Origin of the sequence: Lentzea sp. NPDC060358 (assembly GCF_042725365.1) — a bacterium.
Classification (GTDB): domain Bacteria; phylum Actinomycetota; class Actinomycetes; order Mycobacteriales; family Pseudonocardiaceae; genus Lentzea.
Genome location: NZ_JBHXCW010000178.1, coordinates 1 through 16,650, shown reverse-complemented (window position 1 = coordinate 16,650; position 16,650 = coordinate 1). Strand labels below are relative to the sequence as shown.

Here is a 16,650-nt window from a genome sequence, read left to right as displayed (position 1 = left end):
AGGTTGATGGCCATGGCGCGCCGGTAGATCTCGACGTCGAAGTCGTCGCCCAGCGAGCAGCCGGTGCCGATGCCGGCGTTCAGGAACGCGATGTCGAGCCCACCGAACTCGCGGACGGCCGTGGCGACCGCGGCCTCGGAGTCCTCGGCGCGGGTCACGTCGCAGCGCACGAACACGCCACCGACCTCGTCGGCGACGAGCTTGCCCTGCTCCTCGTCGACGTCGGCGACCACGACGCGAACGCCGAGCGCGGCCAGGCGGCGAGCCGCCGCGGCGCCGATGCCGTTGGATCCGCCGGTGATGAGCGCGACCTTGCCGGTGAGTTCCACGGGCACCTGCCTCCTCGCAGCTGGGACTACGTCTAGCCGACATTCCGACCAGTCGGTATGGTCGTCCGCGGGGCGCTGGACGTCAAGCGGACTGATAGGCACGTTACTAAGCGCTTGCTTAGCTCACCACCGAAACCGAAGGAGGACCCGTGGCCGACAGGGTTGCGATCGTCACCGGCGCGGCGCGTGGCATCGGTGCCGCGGTCGCGCAGCGCCTCGCCGCGGACGGCCTGGCCGTCGCGTTGCTCGACCTCGACGAGCAGGGCGTGCTCGACGGCGCCGAAAAGATCGTCGCGAGCGGTGGGCGCGCCATCGGCCTCAAGGTCGACGTGGCCGACGAGGAGCAGGTCAACGCTGCGGTCGCGAAGGTCGCCGAGGACCTCGGCGCGCCGACCGTGCTGGTCAACAACGCCGGCGTGCTGCGGGACAACCTGCTGTTCAAGATGACGTCGAGCGACTGGGACACGGTCATGAACGTGCACCTGCGCGGCGCGTTCCTCATGAGCAAGGCCGTGCAGGCGTTCCAGACGAAGGAGGGCTTCGGCCGCATCGTCAACCTGTCGAGCACCAGCGCGCTCGGCAACCGCGGCCAGGCCAACTACGCCGCCGCCAAGGCCGGTCTGCAGGGCTTCACGAAGACCCTCGCGATCGAGCTCGGCAAGTTCGGCGTCACGGTCAACGCGATCGCGCCCGGCTTCATCGTCACCGAGATGACCAAGGCGACCGCCGAGCGCATGAAGATCTCGTTCGAGGACCTCGTGAACGGCTCCGCACAGGCCATCCCGGTCGCGCGCGTCGGCCAGCCGGAGGACATCGCGCACACGGCCTCGTTCCTCGTCAGCGAGGGCGCCGGGTTCGTGTCCGGCCAGGTCATCTACGTCGCCGGCGGACCGAAGGACTGACGACCATGCGCGCGTTCGAGAACATCGACGAACTGGTCGCCGCGAAGGGCGAGCACCTCGGGTTCGGCGAGTGGCACGAGATCACCCAGGACCAGGTGAACCTGTTCGCCGACGCCACCCTCGACCACCAGTGGATCCACATCGACGTCGAGAAGGCCGCGCAGGGCCCGTTCGGCGGCCCGGTGGCGCACGGCTACCTGACGTTGTCGCTGGTCCCGTACCTGGTGCGGGACGTCTACACCGTCAAGAACATCAAGATGGGCGTCAACTACGGCAGCAACAAGGTGCGCTTCCCGCAGCCGGTGCTCGTGGGCTCCAGGGTGCGCGGCGGCGTCGAGCTGCTCGACGTCTCGGACATCGCGCTGGGCAAGCAGCTCGTGACCAAGGTCGTCATCGAGATCGAGGGCAGCGAGAAGCCCGCGTGCGTGGCCGAGATCGTCAGCGTGATCGTGCCCTGATCACGGTGTGAGGCTGTGGACCAGCAGGTCCGCGTAGTGCCGCGCGAGCCGCTCGGGCGGGATGTCCCCGTCCGGGCGGTACCACGTGCCGAGCTGGTGCAGCGAGCCGAAGAAGTAGTACGTGGCCACGTCGGCGGGCACGTCGGCGCGGAAGGTCCCGTCCCGCTGCCCCTCCTCGACCAGGCCGCGGAACTTCTCGTGGTAGCGCCGCCGTTCCGCCCGCACCTCGCGTTGCTTCTCGGCGGAGAGGTGGTTCATCGAGCGGAAGAACACCTTGGCGGCGTCGAAGTCGTCGACGCTCGTGACGATGACGTCGATCGCGGCCTCGCGCAGCCGGTCGGTGATCGGGCCGGTGCTCGACGCGATCTTCTCCAGGTGTTCGGTCTGCAGGCGCAGCAACCGTCCGTAGATCTCGTGCAGCAGGTCGTCCTTCGACCCGAAGTAGTGGTACATGGCGCCTTTGGTGACTCCGGCGCTCTCCACGATCTCCTGCACGGCGACCCGCTCGTAGCCCTTTTCCGCGAACAGGCGCGTGGCGGCGTCGATCAGTCTTTCAGGCACGGTCACGTCCGGAGCGTACCTCCCCGGCAAGGAGAACAGAGGCACATGACCAGTCGCTGGACCGTCCTCGTCGACCGCGACGACCTCACCGAAACCGCTGTCCTGCACGACGAACTGCCCGAGCTGTCGGACTGCGAGGTGCTGCTGCGCGTCCGGCGCGTCGGCCTCACCGCCAACAACGCCACCTACGGCGTGGTCGGCGACCGGCTGGGCTACTGGAACTTCTTCCCGGCGGGCGGACCCGGCCAGGGCGTGATCCCCGTGTGGGGCTTCGCCGACGTCGTCGACTCCACTTTGGACGCCCTGCCCACCGGCACGCGCGTCTTCGGCTACCTGCCGATGGCGAGCCACCTCGTCGTGCGCGCCAGGCTGACCTCGTCCGGCTTCGCCGACACCGCCGACCACCGCGCCGGACTCCCGGGCGCGTACAACAGCTACCTCGTCACCTCGAAAGACCCCGCCTACGACCCGGCGGAGGAGGACCTGCAGGCCCTGTACCGGCCGCTGTTCCTCACGTCGTTCCTGCTCGCGGACCGGCTGGTGGACAACGACTTCTTCGGTGCCCGCACGGTCGTGCTCTCCTCGGCGTCGAGCAAGACCGCCTTCGGCACCGCGCAGTGCCTCCGGGGCACGGGCGTCCAGCTGGTGGGCCTGACTTCGCCCCGCAACGTGGAATTCACCGAGGGCCTCGGCCTCTACGACACCGTGCTCCCCTACGACACCGCCGTGGACGTCGAACCGAGCGCGTACCTGGACTTCAGCGGCTCGGCCGAGGTGCGTTCGGCCCTGCACGACCGGCTCGGCGCGGACCTGGTGAAGGACGTCTCGATCGGCGCCACGCACCAGGCGCCGTCGCAGGACCGGCGGGCGGAGTTCTTCTTCGCGCCGGACCAGCTCCGCAAGCGCACGGCCGACTGGGGCCATGACGGGTTCGCCCGGCGGTTCGGCGAGGCGTGGCGCGAGTTCACCGCGCGGGCGGGCGACCGGGTGGGCGTCGCGCACCACAGCGGGCCGGACGGGCTGGTCGACGTGTGGCGGGCGGTGGTGCGGGGTGAGGCGGACCCGGCGACGGCCGACGTCGTCACCTTCTGAGCTCGTCCTCGACCGTCGTGGGGACCGCGTCCCGGACGGGCGGGGTTCTCAGCGCCGCAGCAGGCCCGCCAGCAGGCCCGCGATGTTGTACGCGTCGTCGTGGCCGCGGTGGTGCGTGCCGTCGATCGACCGGCCGGTGAGCCGCACCGCCTCGGCCATCCCGACCTCCCGCGGCAGCGAGTGGGCCAGGGCGAAGAGGGTCTTCACGTTCACGTGCCGCGGCCCGAACGGGTAGCCGACGCCGAAGTCCGCGCACTGGCGCTCGAACATCCTGCGGTCGTAGTCGCCGTAGGAGGCCCACACGCGTCGGCCCGATCGGAACTCCTTGCGCAGCACCGCGCAGGCCTCCGCGAACGAGACGCCGGATGCGACCTGCGACGCGGTCAGCGTCGTGAGCCGCGTGCAGAACGGGCTGACCGACGACCGCGACGGCCGCACCAGGACCGAACGCCGTTCACCGCGAGCCCCGGAGGCCACCTCGAGCGGGCAGATCCCGATCTCGATGATCTCCGAGGACTCGCCGGGAGGCGGCGAGCCCTCCCAGCACGTCGACTCCACGTCGACCACGAGCACCTCGTCCAGCGCGATCACACCTCGATCGTCCCGCACGCGTCTACTGGAATACGACGACGGGCAGCACGACGATCTCGCCGGTGGCCGCGTTCCACGACTGGACCTTGCCCAGGCACCGCGCGTTGAACTGGCCCGGCGGCAGCGTGTCGCGCAGGCTCGCGCGGTCGCACTCCACCCGCACGCGGTGCTCGCCGACGGGCGCGACCAGCACCACCGAGTCGCCCTCGTCCGCCTCGAAGCGGCCGTTCAGCGACACGTAGTCGCGGATGTCGTTGAGGCGCCGGGCTCTTCCGCGCCGCCACGACTCGTCGGCGGTGATGGTCCTGGTGTTGAGGTCGACGTCCACCACGCCGTGGCCCGCGCGCAGGCCTGCCAGCACCACGCCGATCACGTCGATCTCGGTGGCGGGTTTCTCGTAGGTGTCGGTGTTCTGCTCGACGACCGACCCGTCGACGCCGATGCCGAACTCGCTCGGGCCGACCTGCAGCTTGCCGCCCTTGGTGACGGTGATCTGCTTGACGAACTGCCGGGTGACGGCGTCGTCGTAGCGGCCGACCTTGCACAGGTTGATCATCCGCTGGCCGTGGACGTAGAACAGCAGGCCGGGTACCTCGGGTTCGGGGGCGCGGCGGCGCGCCCACCGCCAGGTGAGCACCACGACCACGGCGAACGACGCGACCGTCGCCGCCCACAGCAGGATCCAGCCCCACGACACGGACCACCAGAGCGCTCTATCGACAGCCACGGATCTCCCTGATCGCCGCCGGCAACGACTTCGCGCCCGCCTCGACGAGACGGCCGCCGCTCGCCTGAGCCACCCGGTCGAGCTCCGCCGTGGAGGCCTCGCCGAACCGGATGGGGTAGATGGGCACCTCGCCGCGGCCGACGCGCAGGAACTCGTCGACCGACGGGCCCGCGTTGTTCTCGCCGTCGGTCATCAGCACCACCGTCGTCTCACCGCGCGCCAGCTGCAACGCGCGCTCCACGGCGGCCCAGATCGCCGTGTTGTCGCGCAGGTCGTCGGACGCGACGACGGACCGCAGCGCGTCGAGCTCCTGCCGTCCCCGCACGGTGATCGAACGCTCCTCCAGGACCGTGCCGGCGAACCGGACGATCGTCACCGTCTCGCCCGCGTAGAAGCGGTCGAAGCCGTTGAGGGACGCGAACGCCTCGCGCAGGCCGGCGATCCGCTCGCCGCGCATGGACGTCGAGTAGTCCAGCACGAAGACCACCTGGCGGCCCTCGCCCGCGCGGTCGTGGAACACCAGCAGCCGGTCGAGGACGTCGGGGCTGTCCGGGAAGTAGAGCGCGGTGCCGAGGTCGGCGCGCAGCTCCGCGCGGCGCTGCACCGCGGGGTCGACGGGCCGGCGCCACCGCTCGGCGAGCATCTTCTGCGCGGGCGGCGACCGCAGCCAGTCGACGACCTTGTCGTAGGTCTCCCGGCGGGCGGGGTCGACGAGCATCAGCGGGTAGTCCGACAGCACGATGCCGTCGCGCGGGTAGACGATCTCCAGCGGCTCGGTGCGGCCGGAGGCGTTGAGCGCCAGCAGCTCCGACTCGTGCGCGACCAGTCCGTCCACATCGGACCGGCGGGTGAACTCGGCGACCGGGTCCGGCACGTCGAACGCCCGCCCGGCGAGGAACCCCTGCACCCGGTCGCAGCTCACGTCCTCGGTCCGCAGCGGCGCACCGGTGCCCGCGGCCGCCGTCGCGACGCCGATCAGCGCGGCCATCCCGCCGCCGGACACCCGCGGGTCCGCCATGCCGTAGCGGAACTCGCCCAGCGCGGCGCGGTCCGCGACGTCGGCCCACGTCGGCCGGTCGCCCAGCACCGGGCGCTTGCCGCGCCGCACGCCGAGCACCACCGGGGACGTCATCACGCTCGCGGAGAGCTCGGGCTCGGCACCACGCAGCCGCAGGAACCGGTTGGTGGACAACCAGGCCAGGTCGAACCCGGCGAGCGAGCGGCTGGCCTCGACCGTGCCGCGGTGCTCCACCGCCAGCTCGATCCCGGTGGCCTTGCGCAGCTCCGCCAGCACCGGGCCGAGGTCGGCCAGTTCCGTGCTCGCCAGCACCTTCAGGCGCACGGGCGGGGGCGTGCTCGCCGTGCAGGCGGTCGCCAGGAGCAGCAGCGCCAGGGCCAGGGCCCTCATGCGCAGTCGCCGACGACGTCGAGCATGCGCTCGAACAGCTCCGCCTTGGGCAGCTGCACCCGGCCCTGCTCCCCGGCGGGCGGTTCCGGCAGGCCGCGGCCGGTGACGTAGCTGCCGAAGTCGTCGCCGGTCTCCCCGCTCCAGCCCAGCGAGTGGAAGCCCAGCTCGACCGCGCGCCGGCGCAGGTCGGGGTCGTTCATCATCAGCTCGCCGATCCGGTCGCCCTCCGGGGTGAACGAGATCAGCTCGGGCGTGCTCTGGTGCTGCTTGGTCGGGTAGAGCAGCACGCGTTCGGTGTCGATGTCCTTCTGCCGCAGCTGGTAGGCGACGTACTGGTGCTCGTAGATCACCGCGATGACCGCGTGCGTGCGGCCCTCCGGCACGAAGTACTTGGGGGCCATGTCGTCGCCGGCCTGGCCCTGCGCGTCGATGAACGGCTTGACCTCGCGCGCCAGCTGCTCCGCGGCCTCGACGGTCTGCGGCGGCTGGTCGCCGAACGCGGTGGCGAAGAACCCGACGAGCGTCGCGCCCGAGTAGGCCTTGCAGGGGTCCGGCGACTGCGCGATCACGCGGTTGCCGTTGATGAGGCCGAACTCGCTCCACTTCCTCGCGGACAGGTCCTTGAACGCGGCCATGTCGAGGTCGTAGTAGAGCGGTTGCGCGTCCCGGGTGTGGGGCTTCGCCGCTCCCGCCCGCACCAGCGCGTCGGCGTACTCGCGGAACGTGGCGAGCACGACCGGGGTGAAGAACGGCCGGTAGGGCACCACGTGCTTGCCCGCCCGGCGCGACTTCACGTGCTCGTTCGCGACGTGCCCGGACGGGAACACGAAGTGGAACGAGTCGAGGTCCGGCTTGTTCGCCAGGTCGCGGGAGCCGACCGGCGTCACGTGCACCTGGTAGCCGCGCGCCATCAGGATGCGCTTGACCTGCTCGTCCTGGAAGAAGTCGCGCTTGGACGCGAACAGCGCCCGCACCACCGTGACCGGGCGGAAGGGGCCGGCGACGTGCCCGGAGACGAGCAGCACCACCAGCCCTGCCACGAACACCGCCAGCGGCGGCGCGAACCACAGCAGGAACCGTCTTCGCGGGTCGACGACCTTGAACTCGGGCTCGCCCACGGTTCCCCCCACGGGTCAGACGATCACGGCACCACCGTCGACGACGAGCGTCTCGCCGGTAACGTAACCGCCCGCGGGCGAGGCGAGGAACAGAACGGCGGCGGCTAGTTCCTCCGGGTCGCCGATTCGCCCGGATGGCAGCGCCGCCTGCATCTTCTCGAGGTATCCCGGCGGGTACTGGTCGGTCATCTCGGAGGCGAAGAAGCCGGGGCAGATCGCGTTGACCCGGATGCCCTTGCGCCCGGTCCACTGCTGCGCCAGGTCGCGGGTGAGGCCCAGCAGTCCGGCCTTCGACGCCGAGTACGCGGCCTGCGGGATGCCGCCGGTGACGAGGCCGAGGACGCTCGAGATGTTGATGATCGAGCCGCCGGACTTCATGACCGACGCCGCGGCCTGGGCCATCCAGTAGGCACCGTTGAGGTTCACGTCCACCACACCGCGGAACTCCTCGGGCGTCTCCCGGGAGGCCGGCACCGCCGAGGCGACGCCCGCGTTGTTCACCAGCACGGCGACCGTGCCGAACTCGGCGGCGGCGCGGGCGACCTCGCGGCAGTCCTCGGGCTTCGCCACATCGGCCTGCACGATCAGCGCGCGCTGCCCGGCGGCCTCCACGAGCGCGGCCGTGTCCTTCAGCTTGTCCACCCGGCGGGCGGCGAGCACGACGTCGGCGCCCGCCTCGGCCAGGCCCTTGGCGAACGCCACGCCGAGCCCGGAGGACGCGCCGGTGACGATCGCGACCTTCCCGTCCAGGCGGAACTTGTCCAGGATTCCCACTACGACAACCTCTCCAGGATGATCGCCATGCCCTGACCGCCGCCGACGCACATCGTCTCGAGCCCGAACTGGGCGTCGCGGGCCCGCATGCCGTTGATCAGCGTGGTCATGATCCGCGCGCCGGTCGAGCCGAACGGGTGGCCGAGCGCGATCGCGCCGCCGTGCACGTTCAGCTTGTCGATGTCGATGCCCAGCGCGCGCTGGGAGCCGAGCACCTGCACCGCGAACGCCTCGTTGATCTCGACGAGGTCGATGTCCGAGATGGACAGGCCGGCGTGGGCCAGCGCCTGCTGCGTCGCGTCGACCGGGCCGAGGCCCATGATCTCCGGCGACAGGCCGGACACGCCCGTGGACACGATGCGCGCCAACGGGGTCAGGCCCAGTTCGCGCGCCCGCACGTCGCTCATGATCACGACGGCGGCCGCGCCGTCGTTCAGCGGGCAGCAGTTGCCGGCCGTGACCGTGCCCTCGGGCCGGAAGACGGGCTTGAGCGCCGAGACCGCCTCGTAGGTGACGCCGGCGCGCGGGCCGTCGTCCGCCGAGACCACGGTGCCGTCGGGCAGCGTGACCGGCGTGATCTCGCGGGCGAAGAACCCGTCCGCGATCGCCTTCTCGGCGAGGTTCTGCGACCGCACGCCGAACTCGTCCTGGTCGTGGCGCGAGATGCCGAGCTGCGTCGCGACGTTCTCGGCGGTCTGGCCCATCGCGATGTAGTAGTCGGGCAGCTCGCCGTCCAGGCGCGGGTCGGTCCACGGCGCGTTGGACGCCGCCGTGTCCAGGGTCCGCTGCTGCGCCTTGTCGAAGAGCGGGTTGAACGACGGCGTGCCGGAGTGCAGGTACCGCGAGACGCACTCGACGCCGGCGGAGACGAACGCGTGGCCCTCCCCCGCCTTGATCGCGTGGAACGCCATGCGCGCGGTCTGCACGGACGACGCGCAGAACCGGTTGACCGTCGTGCCCGGCACCGAGTCGTGGCCGAGCTGCACGGCGACGCGGCGGGCGATGTTCTGCCCGTGCTCGTCCTGCGGCTCGGCGCACCCGAGGTGCAGGTCGGTGATCTCGGACGCCGGGAGGTCGCCCAGCGCCGCCGACACCACCTGCGCGGCCAGGTCGTCCGGCCGCAGCGAGGCGAGCGATCCCTTGCGGGCGCGGCCGATCGGCGACCGCGCGGTGGAGACGATGACTGCTTCAGCCACGGAACACCCCCTACAGGCCGAGATCGCGGCCGATGAGTTCCTTCATGATCTCGTTGGAGCCCGCCCAGATCTTGGTGACGCGGGCGTCCATCCACGCGCGGGCGACGCGGTACTCGGTCATGTAGCCGTAGCCGCCGTGCAGCTGCACGCAGGAGTCGATGACCTCGTTCTCGATGTCGGCGCTCCAGTACTTCGCCTGCGCCGCCTCGACCGGGCTCAGCTCGCCGCGGACGTGCTGCATCGTCAGCGCGTCGACGAACGCCTGCGTGACGTCGAGCTTGGTGCGCAGCTCCGAGAGCAGGAACTTGTTGTGCTGGAACTTGCCGATCGCCTGGCCGAAGGCCTTGCGCTCCTTCACGTACTCGAGCGTCTCGTCGAAGATGCCCTGCGCGTGCGCGAGGTTCGAGATGGCGGCGCCGATCCGCTCCTGCGGCAGGCGTTCCATCATGTAGATGAAGCCCTGGCCCTCCTCGCCGATCAGGTTCGCGGCGGGCAGGCGCACGTCGGAGAAGAACAGCTCCGCGGTGTCGGACGGGTGCTGGCCGACCTTGTCGAGCTTGCGGCCGCGCTCGAAGCCCGCCATGCCGGTCTCGACGGCGAACAGCGAGATGCCGCGCGAGCCCTTCGACGGGTCGGTGCGGGCCGCGACGACGATCATGTCGGCGGTGTAGCCGTTGGTGATGAACGTCTTGGAGCCGTTGAGGATCCAGTCGTCACCGTCGCGCACGGCGGTGGTCTTGAGGGCGGCGAGGTCGGAGCCGCCGGACGGCTCGGTCATCGCGATGCCGGTCTTGATCTCGCCGGTGCACATGCCGGGCAGCCAGCGCTGCTTCTGCTCCTCGGTGCACAGGTCGACGAGGTAGGGCGCCACGACGTCGCCGTGGATGCCGAGCGACGACGCGACCGCCGCGTTGACCCGGCACAGCTCTTCGGCGAACACCGTGTTGAACCGGTAGTCGTTCGCACCGCTGCCGCCGTACTCCTCGGGGATCTCGAGGCCCAGCAGGCCCTGACGTCCGGCCTCGAGCCACACGTCCCGGTCGATCACCCGCTGCTCGATGAACTTCTCGACGTTCGGGGTGATCGTGCGCTCGACGAACGCCTTCGCCGACTCCCGGAACGCGGCGTGATCCTCGTTGAACAGCGTCCGCTGCACCACTACCTCCATACTAAGCGGTTGCTTAGACCTAAGCGCACGCTTAGCGTGCAGTACGATCCATCACCTGTCAACACGCGAGGAGCGCCCGATGACGACGACCGGCCTGGACGAGTTCGCGCTGCTCGACGAGACCTGGCGCGCCATCACCCCGGTCGCGGCCCGCCGCATGCTGATCGCCGCCGCGCACGCGTTCGCGGGCAAGGGATACCACGCCACGACCACGCGCGACATAGCCGCGCTCGCCGGGATGTCCCCCGCGGCCGTCTACATCCACTACCGGTCCAAAGAGGAGCTTCTGTTCAACATCTCGCTCGTCGGCCACGAGACCTCGCTCGCGGTGCTGTCGCGCATCGAGGGCGGCGGCGCGGTGGAGCGGCTGCGCAACGCGGTGGCGGCGTTCGCGGGGTGGCACGCGGAGTTCCACACGACGGCGAGGGTGGTGCAGTACGAGCTCAGCGCGCTCTCCCCCGAGCACCACGCGCAGGTGGCGGAGCTGCGCCGGCAGATCGAGCGGCACGTGCGGTCGATCATCGCGGACGGCGTCGCGGAGGGCGTGTTCGACGTGCCGGACCTCAAGGGCGCGACGCTCGCGGTGCTGTCGCTGTGCATCGACGTCGCGCGCTGGTACCAGCCGGGCGGCAAGCGCACCCCGGACGAGATCGGCGCGCTGTACGCCGACCTCGTCCTGAGGATGGTGCGGCCCGCTACCTGACGGACTTCTTGCCGTACATCCCGGCCACGACCGACACGCCGACCGCGGCGACCACGATCTGGACGATCAGCTCGATCCAGTCGATGCCCGGGGTGTCCTCCACCCCGAGCAGCCGCGCGATCCACGTGCCGATGAACGCGGCCGCGATGCCGACCAGGACGGTCAGCCAGATCGGGATCGCCTGCTTGCCCGGCGCGAACAGCTTGCCGAGCAGGCCCAGGACCAGACCGATGACGAGCGCGCCGATGACGCTTCCGATGCCCACGACCCGCCTCCTCCCGCTGATGTTCGGATTCAGGGCGGAATCATCCCTTCGGACGCCCGGATCCGCAGCGTGAGGAGCAGCGCGTTGGTTCTGACGGTCTACCAGCGGCTGCCGGAGACCTGCGCCATCCACTGGTTGATCGTGGCGGTCCAGTCGGTGCCGACCGCCTGCTGGTGCGACACGGCGAAGCGGCCGTAGGCGTCGCCACCGGAGCGCAGCAGCCCGGCGCGCTTGTCGGCCTCGAGGATCACGTGCAGCTCGCCCGGCGTCGTGACGAACGTCAGCTCGACCTGCTTGAGGCGGCCGGAGAACTGCGGCGGCGGGTAGAACTCGATCTCCTGGTAGAACGGCAGCTGCTGCGGCACGCCGTAGATGCGGCCGCGCTCGTTGTCCGCCTTGGTGAAGCGGAAGCCCATGTGCCCGAACGCCTGCAGCACCGCGTCCTGCGACGGCAGCGGGTGCACCCAGATCGGGTCGAGGTCGCCGGGGTCGACGGCGCCGCGGACCTCGAGCTCGGTGCGCAGGCCGAGCTGCATGCCGTGCAGCTGCGAGCCGCCGACGACGTTCAGCGGGCACTCGAACGGCACCGGGATCTGGAACGGCAGCGACATGTTCTGGTGCGGCTGGGCGAGGATCCGCTGGCCCACGGAGAACTTGTGGAACTCCATGTTGGTGTTGTACTCGTTGTCGCCGCTCTCGACCTCGACGCGGGTGAGCAGCGCGAGCGTGACGTGGTCGATCTCGGCGGGGTGGTCGCCGCCGGCGATCCGCACCTCACCGGAGAGCACCTCGCCCGGCCGGACGTTCGGGTTGGTGAGCACCGTGTCGACAGTCGGCCCGCCCACGCCGAACGCGCGCATCATCCTCTTGAACACCACTGCGGCCTCCTGAAGCCCTTCGCGAGTTTGCGGGGAAGTCTGCCAACTGAATCGCCCGTTCGCCGGGGAGTGTTCCGTTGACGCCTCAGCCCTGCGATCGGTTCCGTGTGGACTTCTGTTCACTCCAGGTGGCAACATGCGATCGCCGTCACATACTAAGCGGTCGCTCAGGAGGATTGCCGTGCTGCTCGTCGCCAACCGGGGAGAGGTCGCCGTTCGCGTGCTGCGCGCGGCCGCCGACCTGGGCATTCGCACCGTGGCGGTGTACGCGGAGGACGACGCGTCCTCGCTGCACGTGTCGCTCGCCGACCGGGCGGTGCCGTTGCGCGGCGACTCCCCGTACCTGGACATCGCGCAGATCCTGGACGCTTCCGAGGGGTGCCGGGCCGTGCACCCCGGCTGGGGGTTCCTGTCGGAGAACGCGGAGTTCGCCCGGGCGTGTTCCGGGCGCGGGCTGACGTTCGTGGGGCCGTCCGCTGACGTGCTGGAGTTGCTCGGTGACAAGCGGCGAGCGCGGGACCTGGCCGCGTCGCTGGGGATCCCGGTGCTCCGGGCGGCGCCCGGCGAGTTCCCCGTGATGGTGAAGGCGGTCGCCGGGGGTGGCGGCAAGGGCATGCGGGAGGTCTTCCGGCCGGAGGACCTGGACGCCGCCGTGGAGGCCTGCCGGGCGGAGGCGCTGGCGGCGTTCGGGGTCGGCGACGTCTACCTCGAACCGTTGCTGCCGTCGGCCCGGCACGTCGAGGTGCAGCTCGTCGGGACCACCGCGATCGGCGACCGCGACTGCTCGCTGCAGCTGCGGCACCAGAAGGTCGTGGAGATCGCGCCCGCTCCCCTGCTGGAACCCCCGCTGCGCACGGCGTTGTGGGAGGCGGCCGAGTCCCTGGCCTCCGCCGCCGGGTACACCGGTGTCGGCACGGTCGAGTTCCTGGTGTCCGGCGACTCGTTCGCGTTCCTGGAGGTCAACCCGCGGCTGCAGGTCGAGCACACGGTGACCGAGATGGTCTCCGGCGTGGACCTCGTGCGCACGCAGCTGCTGCTGGCGTGGGGCCGCGAGGTGGACTGCACCCCGCTCGGCCGGGGCTCCGCCGTGCAGGTGCGGGTGAACCAGACCTCGGGCGGGACGCTGTCGGCGTTCCAGGTGCCCTCCGGCCCCGGTGTCCGCGTCGACACGCACGGGTACCCCGGCTACCGGGTCGGGACGCGCTACGACGGGCTGCTCGCGAAGCTCGTGGTGCACGGCGAGGACCTGGACGTCGCCCTGAACCGGGCGCGGCGGGCGCTGGGCGAGTTCCGGATCGAGGGCGTCTCGACGAACCTGGCGTTCCTGCGGTCCCTGCTCGCGCAGGACGTCGTGGGCGCGACCACGGACTTCGTGACCGAGGAGCCGGTGGCCGGGCAGCGGGCGCCGCTGGCCGGCACGGTGGTGGCGGTCTCCGCGGACTCCGTGGTGCTGGAAGCGATGAAGATGCAGCACGTCGTGCGGGTGTCCGGCGAGGTGCTGGTGTCGGTGGGCGACACCGTCGCCGAGGGGCAGGTCCTGGCGTCGGGCGGCGGTGAGTCCACCGAGGACGTCGTCGAGGTGGATCCCGCCCTCGTCCGGCCTGATCTGGCGGAGGTGCTGGCGCGGCACGACTTCTCCCGGCCCGAGGCCGCGGCGAAGAGGCACGCCCGCGGTGGCCGGACCGCGCGGGAGAACATCGAGGACCTGTGTTCGTCGTTCGTCGAGTACGGCGGGCTTGCCCTTGCGGCGCAACGACAGCGGCGGTCCCTGGACGAGCTGATCGAACGCACTCCCGCCGACGGCCTGGTGGCGGGCATCGGGGTCGTGAACGGCCGCCGGATCGTGGCGATGTCGTACGACTACGCCGTGCTCGCCGGCACCCAGGGCGTGCGCAACCACCAGAAGAAGGACCGGCTGTTCGCGCTGGCGCGGCAGGAGGACCTGCCGGTGGTGCTGTTCGCGGAGGGCGGCGGCGGGCGGCCGGGCGACACCGATCACCCCGTGGTGAGCGGCCTGGACTGCGGCTCGTTCCACGCGTTCGCCCGGCTGAGCGGCCAGGTGCCGCTGGTCGGCGTGGTGGCGGGGCGGTGCTTCGCGGGCAACGCGGTGCTGCTGGGCACGTGCGACGTGATCATCGCGGTCGAGGGCGCGAACATCGGCATGGGCGGCCCGGCGATGATCGAGGGCGGCGGTCTCGGCGTGTTCCGGCCGGAGGAGATCGGGCCGCTCGACGTGCAGGTGCCCAACGGCGTGGTCGACGTCGTGGTCGGGTCCGAGGAAGAGGCCGTGGCGGTCGCGCGGAAGTACCTCTCGTACTTCCAGGGCCCGGCCGAGTCCTGGGAGACCGCGGACCAGCGCCTCCTGCGCCACGCCGTCCCCGAGAACCGCCTCCGCGCCTACGACGTCCGCCACGTCATCACCACCCTCGCCGACACCGGCTCCGTCCTCGAACTGCGCGGCGGCTTCGGCCGGGGCATCGTCACCGCCCTGATCCGCGTCGAGGGCCGCCCCATCGCGCTGATCGCCAACGACCCGCGCGTCCTCGGCGGCGCGATCGACGCCGACGCCGCCGACAAGTGCGCGCGGTTCCTCCAGCTCGCCGACGCGTTCGGCCTCCCGGTCGTGTCCCTGTGCGACACCCCGGGGTTCATGGTCGGCCCGGACGCCGAGCGCACCGCCACCGTCCGCCACCTCACCCGCATGGTCGTGACGGGCGCGAACATCACCGTCCCCTTCGGACTCGTGGTGCTCCGCAAGGCCTACGGCCTGGGCGCGCAGGCGATGGCGGCGGGGTCCCTGAAGGTCCCGCAGTTCGCCATCTCCTGGCCCACCGGCGAGTTCGGCCCGATGGGCCTCGAAGGCGCGATCAAGCTCGGCTTCAAGAAGGAGCTCGAAGCGATCGCGGACCCCGGAGAACGCAAGCAGCGCTACGACCAGATGGTCGCCATGGCCTACGAGCACGGCAAAGCGCTGAACGTCGCGTCGGTCTTCGAGATCGACGACGTGATCGACCCGGCCGACACCCGCCGCTGGATCGCCACGGCGCTGGCCCCTGCACCTTCCCTGCCGCCGGGGAAGAAACGCCCGTTCATCGACACGTGGTGAGGAGAAGTTGTGGTCAGTGTCGCCCCGACTGAAAAGAAGAGCCTGCGCAGGCTGATGGCTGCGGGGCTCGTTGGTTCCTCCATCGAGTGGTACGACTTCTTCATCTACGCGACCGCGGCAGCTCTCGTGTTCCCGAAGCTGTTCTTCCCCGAGGCCACACCGATCATCGGGTTGCTGCTGTCGTTCAGCACGTTCTGGGCGGGCTTCGTCGCGCGCCCGATCGGCGGCCTGGTCTTCGGCCACGTCGGCGACCGGTTCGGCCGCAAGCCCGCGCTCGTCATCTGCCTCGCGATGATGGCCGGGGCCACGTTCCTGATCGGCCTGCTGCCGACGTCGGCGAGCATCGGCGTCGGCGCACCGCTGCTGCTGGTGCTGCTGCGGTTCCTGCAGGGCATCGCGGTCGGCGGGCAGTGGGGCGGCGTGGTGCTGCTGCTGACCGAGTCGGCCGGCGAGAACCGGCGCGGCTTCGCGGGCACGTTCGGCCAGGCCGGCGTCCCGATCGGCGTGTTCCTGGGCAACGTGGCGTTCATCCTGGCCTCGACGACGATGTCCGCGGAGGCGTTCGCGTCGTGGGGCTGGCGGGTGCCGTTCCTCGCCTCGGCACTGCTGTTCCCGGTAGTGCTGTTCATCCAGCTGAAGGTCGAGGACAGCCCGGTCTTCCGCGAGATGGCGCAACGCCGCGCCGACGCACCGGCCGTGGCCCACGCGCCGCTGAGGGAGGCGCTGCGCACGCACCGCAAGGCGATCCTGCTGGGCACTGGCCTGATGTTCGCGTCCAACGCGATCTTCTACGTGTCGATCGCCGGCGTGCTCTCCTACGCCACGACGACGCTGGGCCTGTCGCGCGACTCGGTGCTGATCGTCAGCCTGCTCTCGTCGCTGGTGAGCATCCCGGTGATCCTGTACGCGGGGCACCTGTCCGACCGGTTGGGCCGCCGCCCGCTGATCATCGCGGGCTCCATCGGCCTGATCGTGTGGGCGTTCCCGTACTTCCTGCTCGTGGACACGGCGTCGTTGGTGCTGCTGTTCGTCGCCACGACGGTCGGCGGTCTCGCGTCCTCGCTCGTGTACGGGCCGATCGCGGCGTACCTGGGTGAGCTGTTCGAGCCGCACGTGCGGTACTCGGGCGCCTCGCTCGCCTACCAGCTGGCGTCGATCCTGGTCAGCGGCGGCACGCCGGTCATCATGACGGCCCTGCTCGGGTGGACGGCGACGTCGATGTCGGTGTCGGCGTTCCTGTGCCTGATGGGCTTCGTGACGCTGTACTCGGTGCTGAAGCTGCCGGAGACGCACCGGGCGACGGCGTAGGGCGATTCGGGTTGTCCGCAATATGGGCAAGATAAATGCCCTTTTTTGCCCTCATCATGGAGGAAT

The 16,650-nt window shown here is 70.7% G+C and carries 17 protein-coding genes; 6 read left to right on the top strand and 11 right to left on the bottom strand.

Annotated features, from left to right (window positions below):
* On the bottom strand, positions 1-335 hold a 335-nt coding region (locus ACFWGZ_RS29715), incomplete at its 3' end, for an SDR family NAD(P)-dependent oxidoreductase (RefSeq protein ID WP_382454886.1).
* Between the two features lie 143 nt (positions 336-478).
* Here ACFWGZ_RS29715 and ACFWGZ_RS29710 point away from each other — a divergent pair.
* Both ACFWGZ_RS29710 and ACFWGZ_RS29705 read left to right on the top strand, forming a co-directional pair.
* Positions 479-1,231 carry an SDR family oxidoreductase gene (locus tag ACFWGZ_RS29710; RefSeq protein ID WP_382454885.1) on the top strand — a complete coding sequence of 251 codons (753 nt, stop codon included), beginning with the start codon at positions 479-481 and terminating at the stop codon, positions 1,229-1,231.
* Positions 1,228-1,689: a MaoC family dehydratase gene (locus tag ACFWGZ_RS29705; protein ID WP_382454887.1), complete on the top strand. Its 462-nt coding sequence runs from the start codon at positions 1,228-1,230 to the stop codon at positions 1,687-1,689. Before ACFWGZ_RS29710 ends, ACFWGZ_RS29705 begins: the two co-directional genes overlap by 4 nt.
* On the opposite strand, the gene ACFWGZ_RS29700 is transcribed toward ACFWGZ_RS29705, so the two are convergent.
* Complete coding sequence (locus tag ACFWGZ_RS29700) at positions 1,690-2,256, bottom strand: TetR/AcrR family transcriptional regulator (protein ID WP_382454884.1); 567 nt, start codon at positions 2,254-2,256, stop codon at positions 1,690-1,692.
* A 39-nt stretch (positions 2,257-2,295) separates the two neighbouring features.
* Here ACFWGZ_RS29700 and ACFWGZ_RS29695 point away from each other — a divergent pair, with 39 nt between their 5' ends.
* Positions 2,296-3,342: a DUF2855 family protein gene (locus ACFWGZ_RS29695; protein WP_382454883.1), complete on the top strand. Its 1,047-nt coding sequence runs from the start codon at positions 2,296-2,298 to the stop codon at positions 3,340-3,342.
* A 48-nt stretch (positions 3,343-3,390) separates the two neighbouring features.
* Here ACFWGZ_RS29695 and ACFWGZ_RS29690 read toward each other — a convergent pair whose 3' ends face one another.
* From ACFWGZ_RS29690 to ACFWGZ_RS29660, 7 genes are read right to left on the bottom strand one after another with little or no spacing between them, the layout of a single operon-like run.
* On the bottom strand, positions 3,391-3,951 hold the full coding sequence (locus ACFWGZ_RS29690) for an exonuclease domain-containing protein (protein WP_382454882.1): 561 nt from the start codon (positions 3,949-3,951) through the stop codon (positions 3,391-3,393).
* 4 nt (positions 3,952-3,955) lie between these two features.
* Positions 3,956-4,660, bottom strand: coding sequence for a hypothetical protein (locus tag ACFWGZ_RS29685; protein ID WP_382454881.1), 705 nt, complete (start codon positions 4,658-4,660; stop codon positions 3,956-3,958).
* Complete coding sequence (locus ACFWGZ_RS29680; RefSeq protein ID WP_382454880.1) at positions 4,647-6,068, bottom strand: substrate-binding domain-containing protein; 1,422 nt, start codon at positions 6,066-6,068, stop codon at positions 4,647-4,649. The genes ACFWGZ_RS29685 and ACFWGZ_RS29680 overlap by 14 nt, the downstream gene beginning before the upstream one ends.
* On the bottom strand, positions 6,065-7,198 hold the full coding sequence (locus ACFWGZ_RS29675) for a hypothetical protein (protein ID WP_382454879.1): 1,134 nt from the start codon (positions 7,196-7,198) through the stop codon (positions 6,065-6,067). The genes ACFWGZ_RS29680 and ACFWGZ_RS29675 overlap by 4 nt, the downstream gene beginning before the upstream one ends.
* Positions 7,199-7,201: 3 nt before the next feature.
* Complete coding sequence (locus ACFWGZ_RS29670; protein WP_382454878.1) at positions 7,202-7,960, bottom strand: SDR family NAD(P)-dependent oxidoreductase; 759 nt, start codon at positions 7,958-7,960, stop codon at positions 7,202-7,204.
* Positions 7,960-9,156: an acetyl-CoA C-acetyltransferase gene (locus tag ACFWGZ_RS29665; protein ID WP_382454877.1), complete on the bottom strand. Its 1,197-nt coding sequence runs from the start codon at positions 9,154-9,156 to the stop codon at positions 7,960-7,962. Before ACFWGZ_RS29665 ends, ACFWGZ_RS29670 begins: the two co-directional genes overlap by 1 nt.
* 10 nt (positions 9,157-9,166) lie before the next feature.
* Complete coding sequence (locus tag ACFWGZ_RS29660) at positions 9,167-10,312, bottom strand: acyl-CoA dehydrogenase family protein (RefSeq protein ID WP_382454876.1); 1,146 nt, start codon at positions 10,310-10,312, stop codon at positions 9,167-9,169.
* Positions 10,313-10,403: 91 nt separating this feature from the next.
* On the opposite strand from ACFWGZ_RS29660, the gene ACFWGZ_RS29655 reads away from it, so the two are divergent.
* Positions 10,404-11,027, top strand: coding sequence for a TetR/AcrR family transcriptional regulator (locus ACFWGZ_RS29655; protein WP_382454875.1), 624 nt, complete (start codon positions 10,404-10,406; stop codon positions 11,025-11,027).
* Here ACFWGZ_RS29655 and ACFWGZ_RS29650 read toward each other — a convergent pair.
* Positions 11,020-11,292, bottom strand: coding sequence for a GlsB/YeaQ/YmgE family stress response membrane protein (locus ACFWGZ_RS29650; RefSeq protein WP_382454874.1), 273 nt, complete (start codon positions 11,290-11,292; stop codon positions 11,020-11,022). The two genes, ACFWGZ_RS29655 and ACFWGZ_RS29650, sit on opposite strands and share 8 nt — an antisense overlap.
* A gap of 98 nt (positions 11,293-11,390) precedes the next feature.
* Entirely contained in the window at positions 11,391-12,170 is a 780-nt protein-coding gene (locus ACFWGZ_RS29645) for a sporulation protein (RefSeq protein WP_382454873.1), read from the bottom strand.
* A gap of 136 nt (positions 12,171-12,306) precedes the next feature.
* Between ACFWGZ_RS29645 and ACFWGZ_RS29640 the strand changes: the two genes are divergently transcribed.
* Together ACFWGZ_RS29640 and ACFWGZ_RS29635 are read left to right on the top strand one after the other, a co-directional pair.
* Positions 12,307-15,276, top strand: coding sequence for a carboxyl transferase domain-containing protein (locus ACFWGZ_RS29640; RefSeq protein WP_382454872.1), 2,970 nt, complete (start codon positions 12,307-12,309; stop codon positions 15,274-15,276).
* Positions 15,277-15,285: 9 nt separating this feature from the next.
* Positions 15,286-16,584: an MFS transporter gene (locus tag ACFWGZ_RS29635; protein ID WP_382454871.1), complete on the top strand. Its 1,299-nt coding sequence runs from the start codon at positions 15,286-15,288 to the stop codon at positions 16,582-16,584.
* The last annotated feature ends 66 nt before the right edge of the window (positions 16,585-16,650 follow it).

Coding starts and splice junctions, on each gene's coding strand:
- ACFWGZ_RS29695 (WP_382454883.1), top strand. CDS start 2,296: ATGACCAGTCGCTGGACCGTCCTCGTCGACCGCGACGACCTCACCGAA.
- ACFWGZ_RS29640 (WP_382454872.1), top strand. CDS start 12,307: ATGCGATCGCCGTCACATACTAAGCGGTCGCTCAGGAGGATTGCCGTG.
- ACFWGZ_RS29655 (WP_382454875.1), top strand. CDS start 10,404: ATGACGACGACCGGCCTGGACGAGTTCGCGCTGCTCGACGAGACCTGG.
- ACFWGZ_RS29680 (WP_382454880.1), bottom strand. CDS start 6,068: ATGAGGGCCCTGGCCCTGGCGCTGCTGCTCCTGGCGACCGCCTGCACG.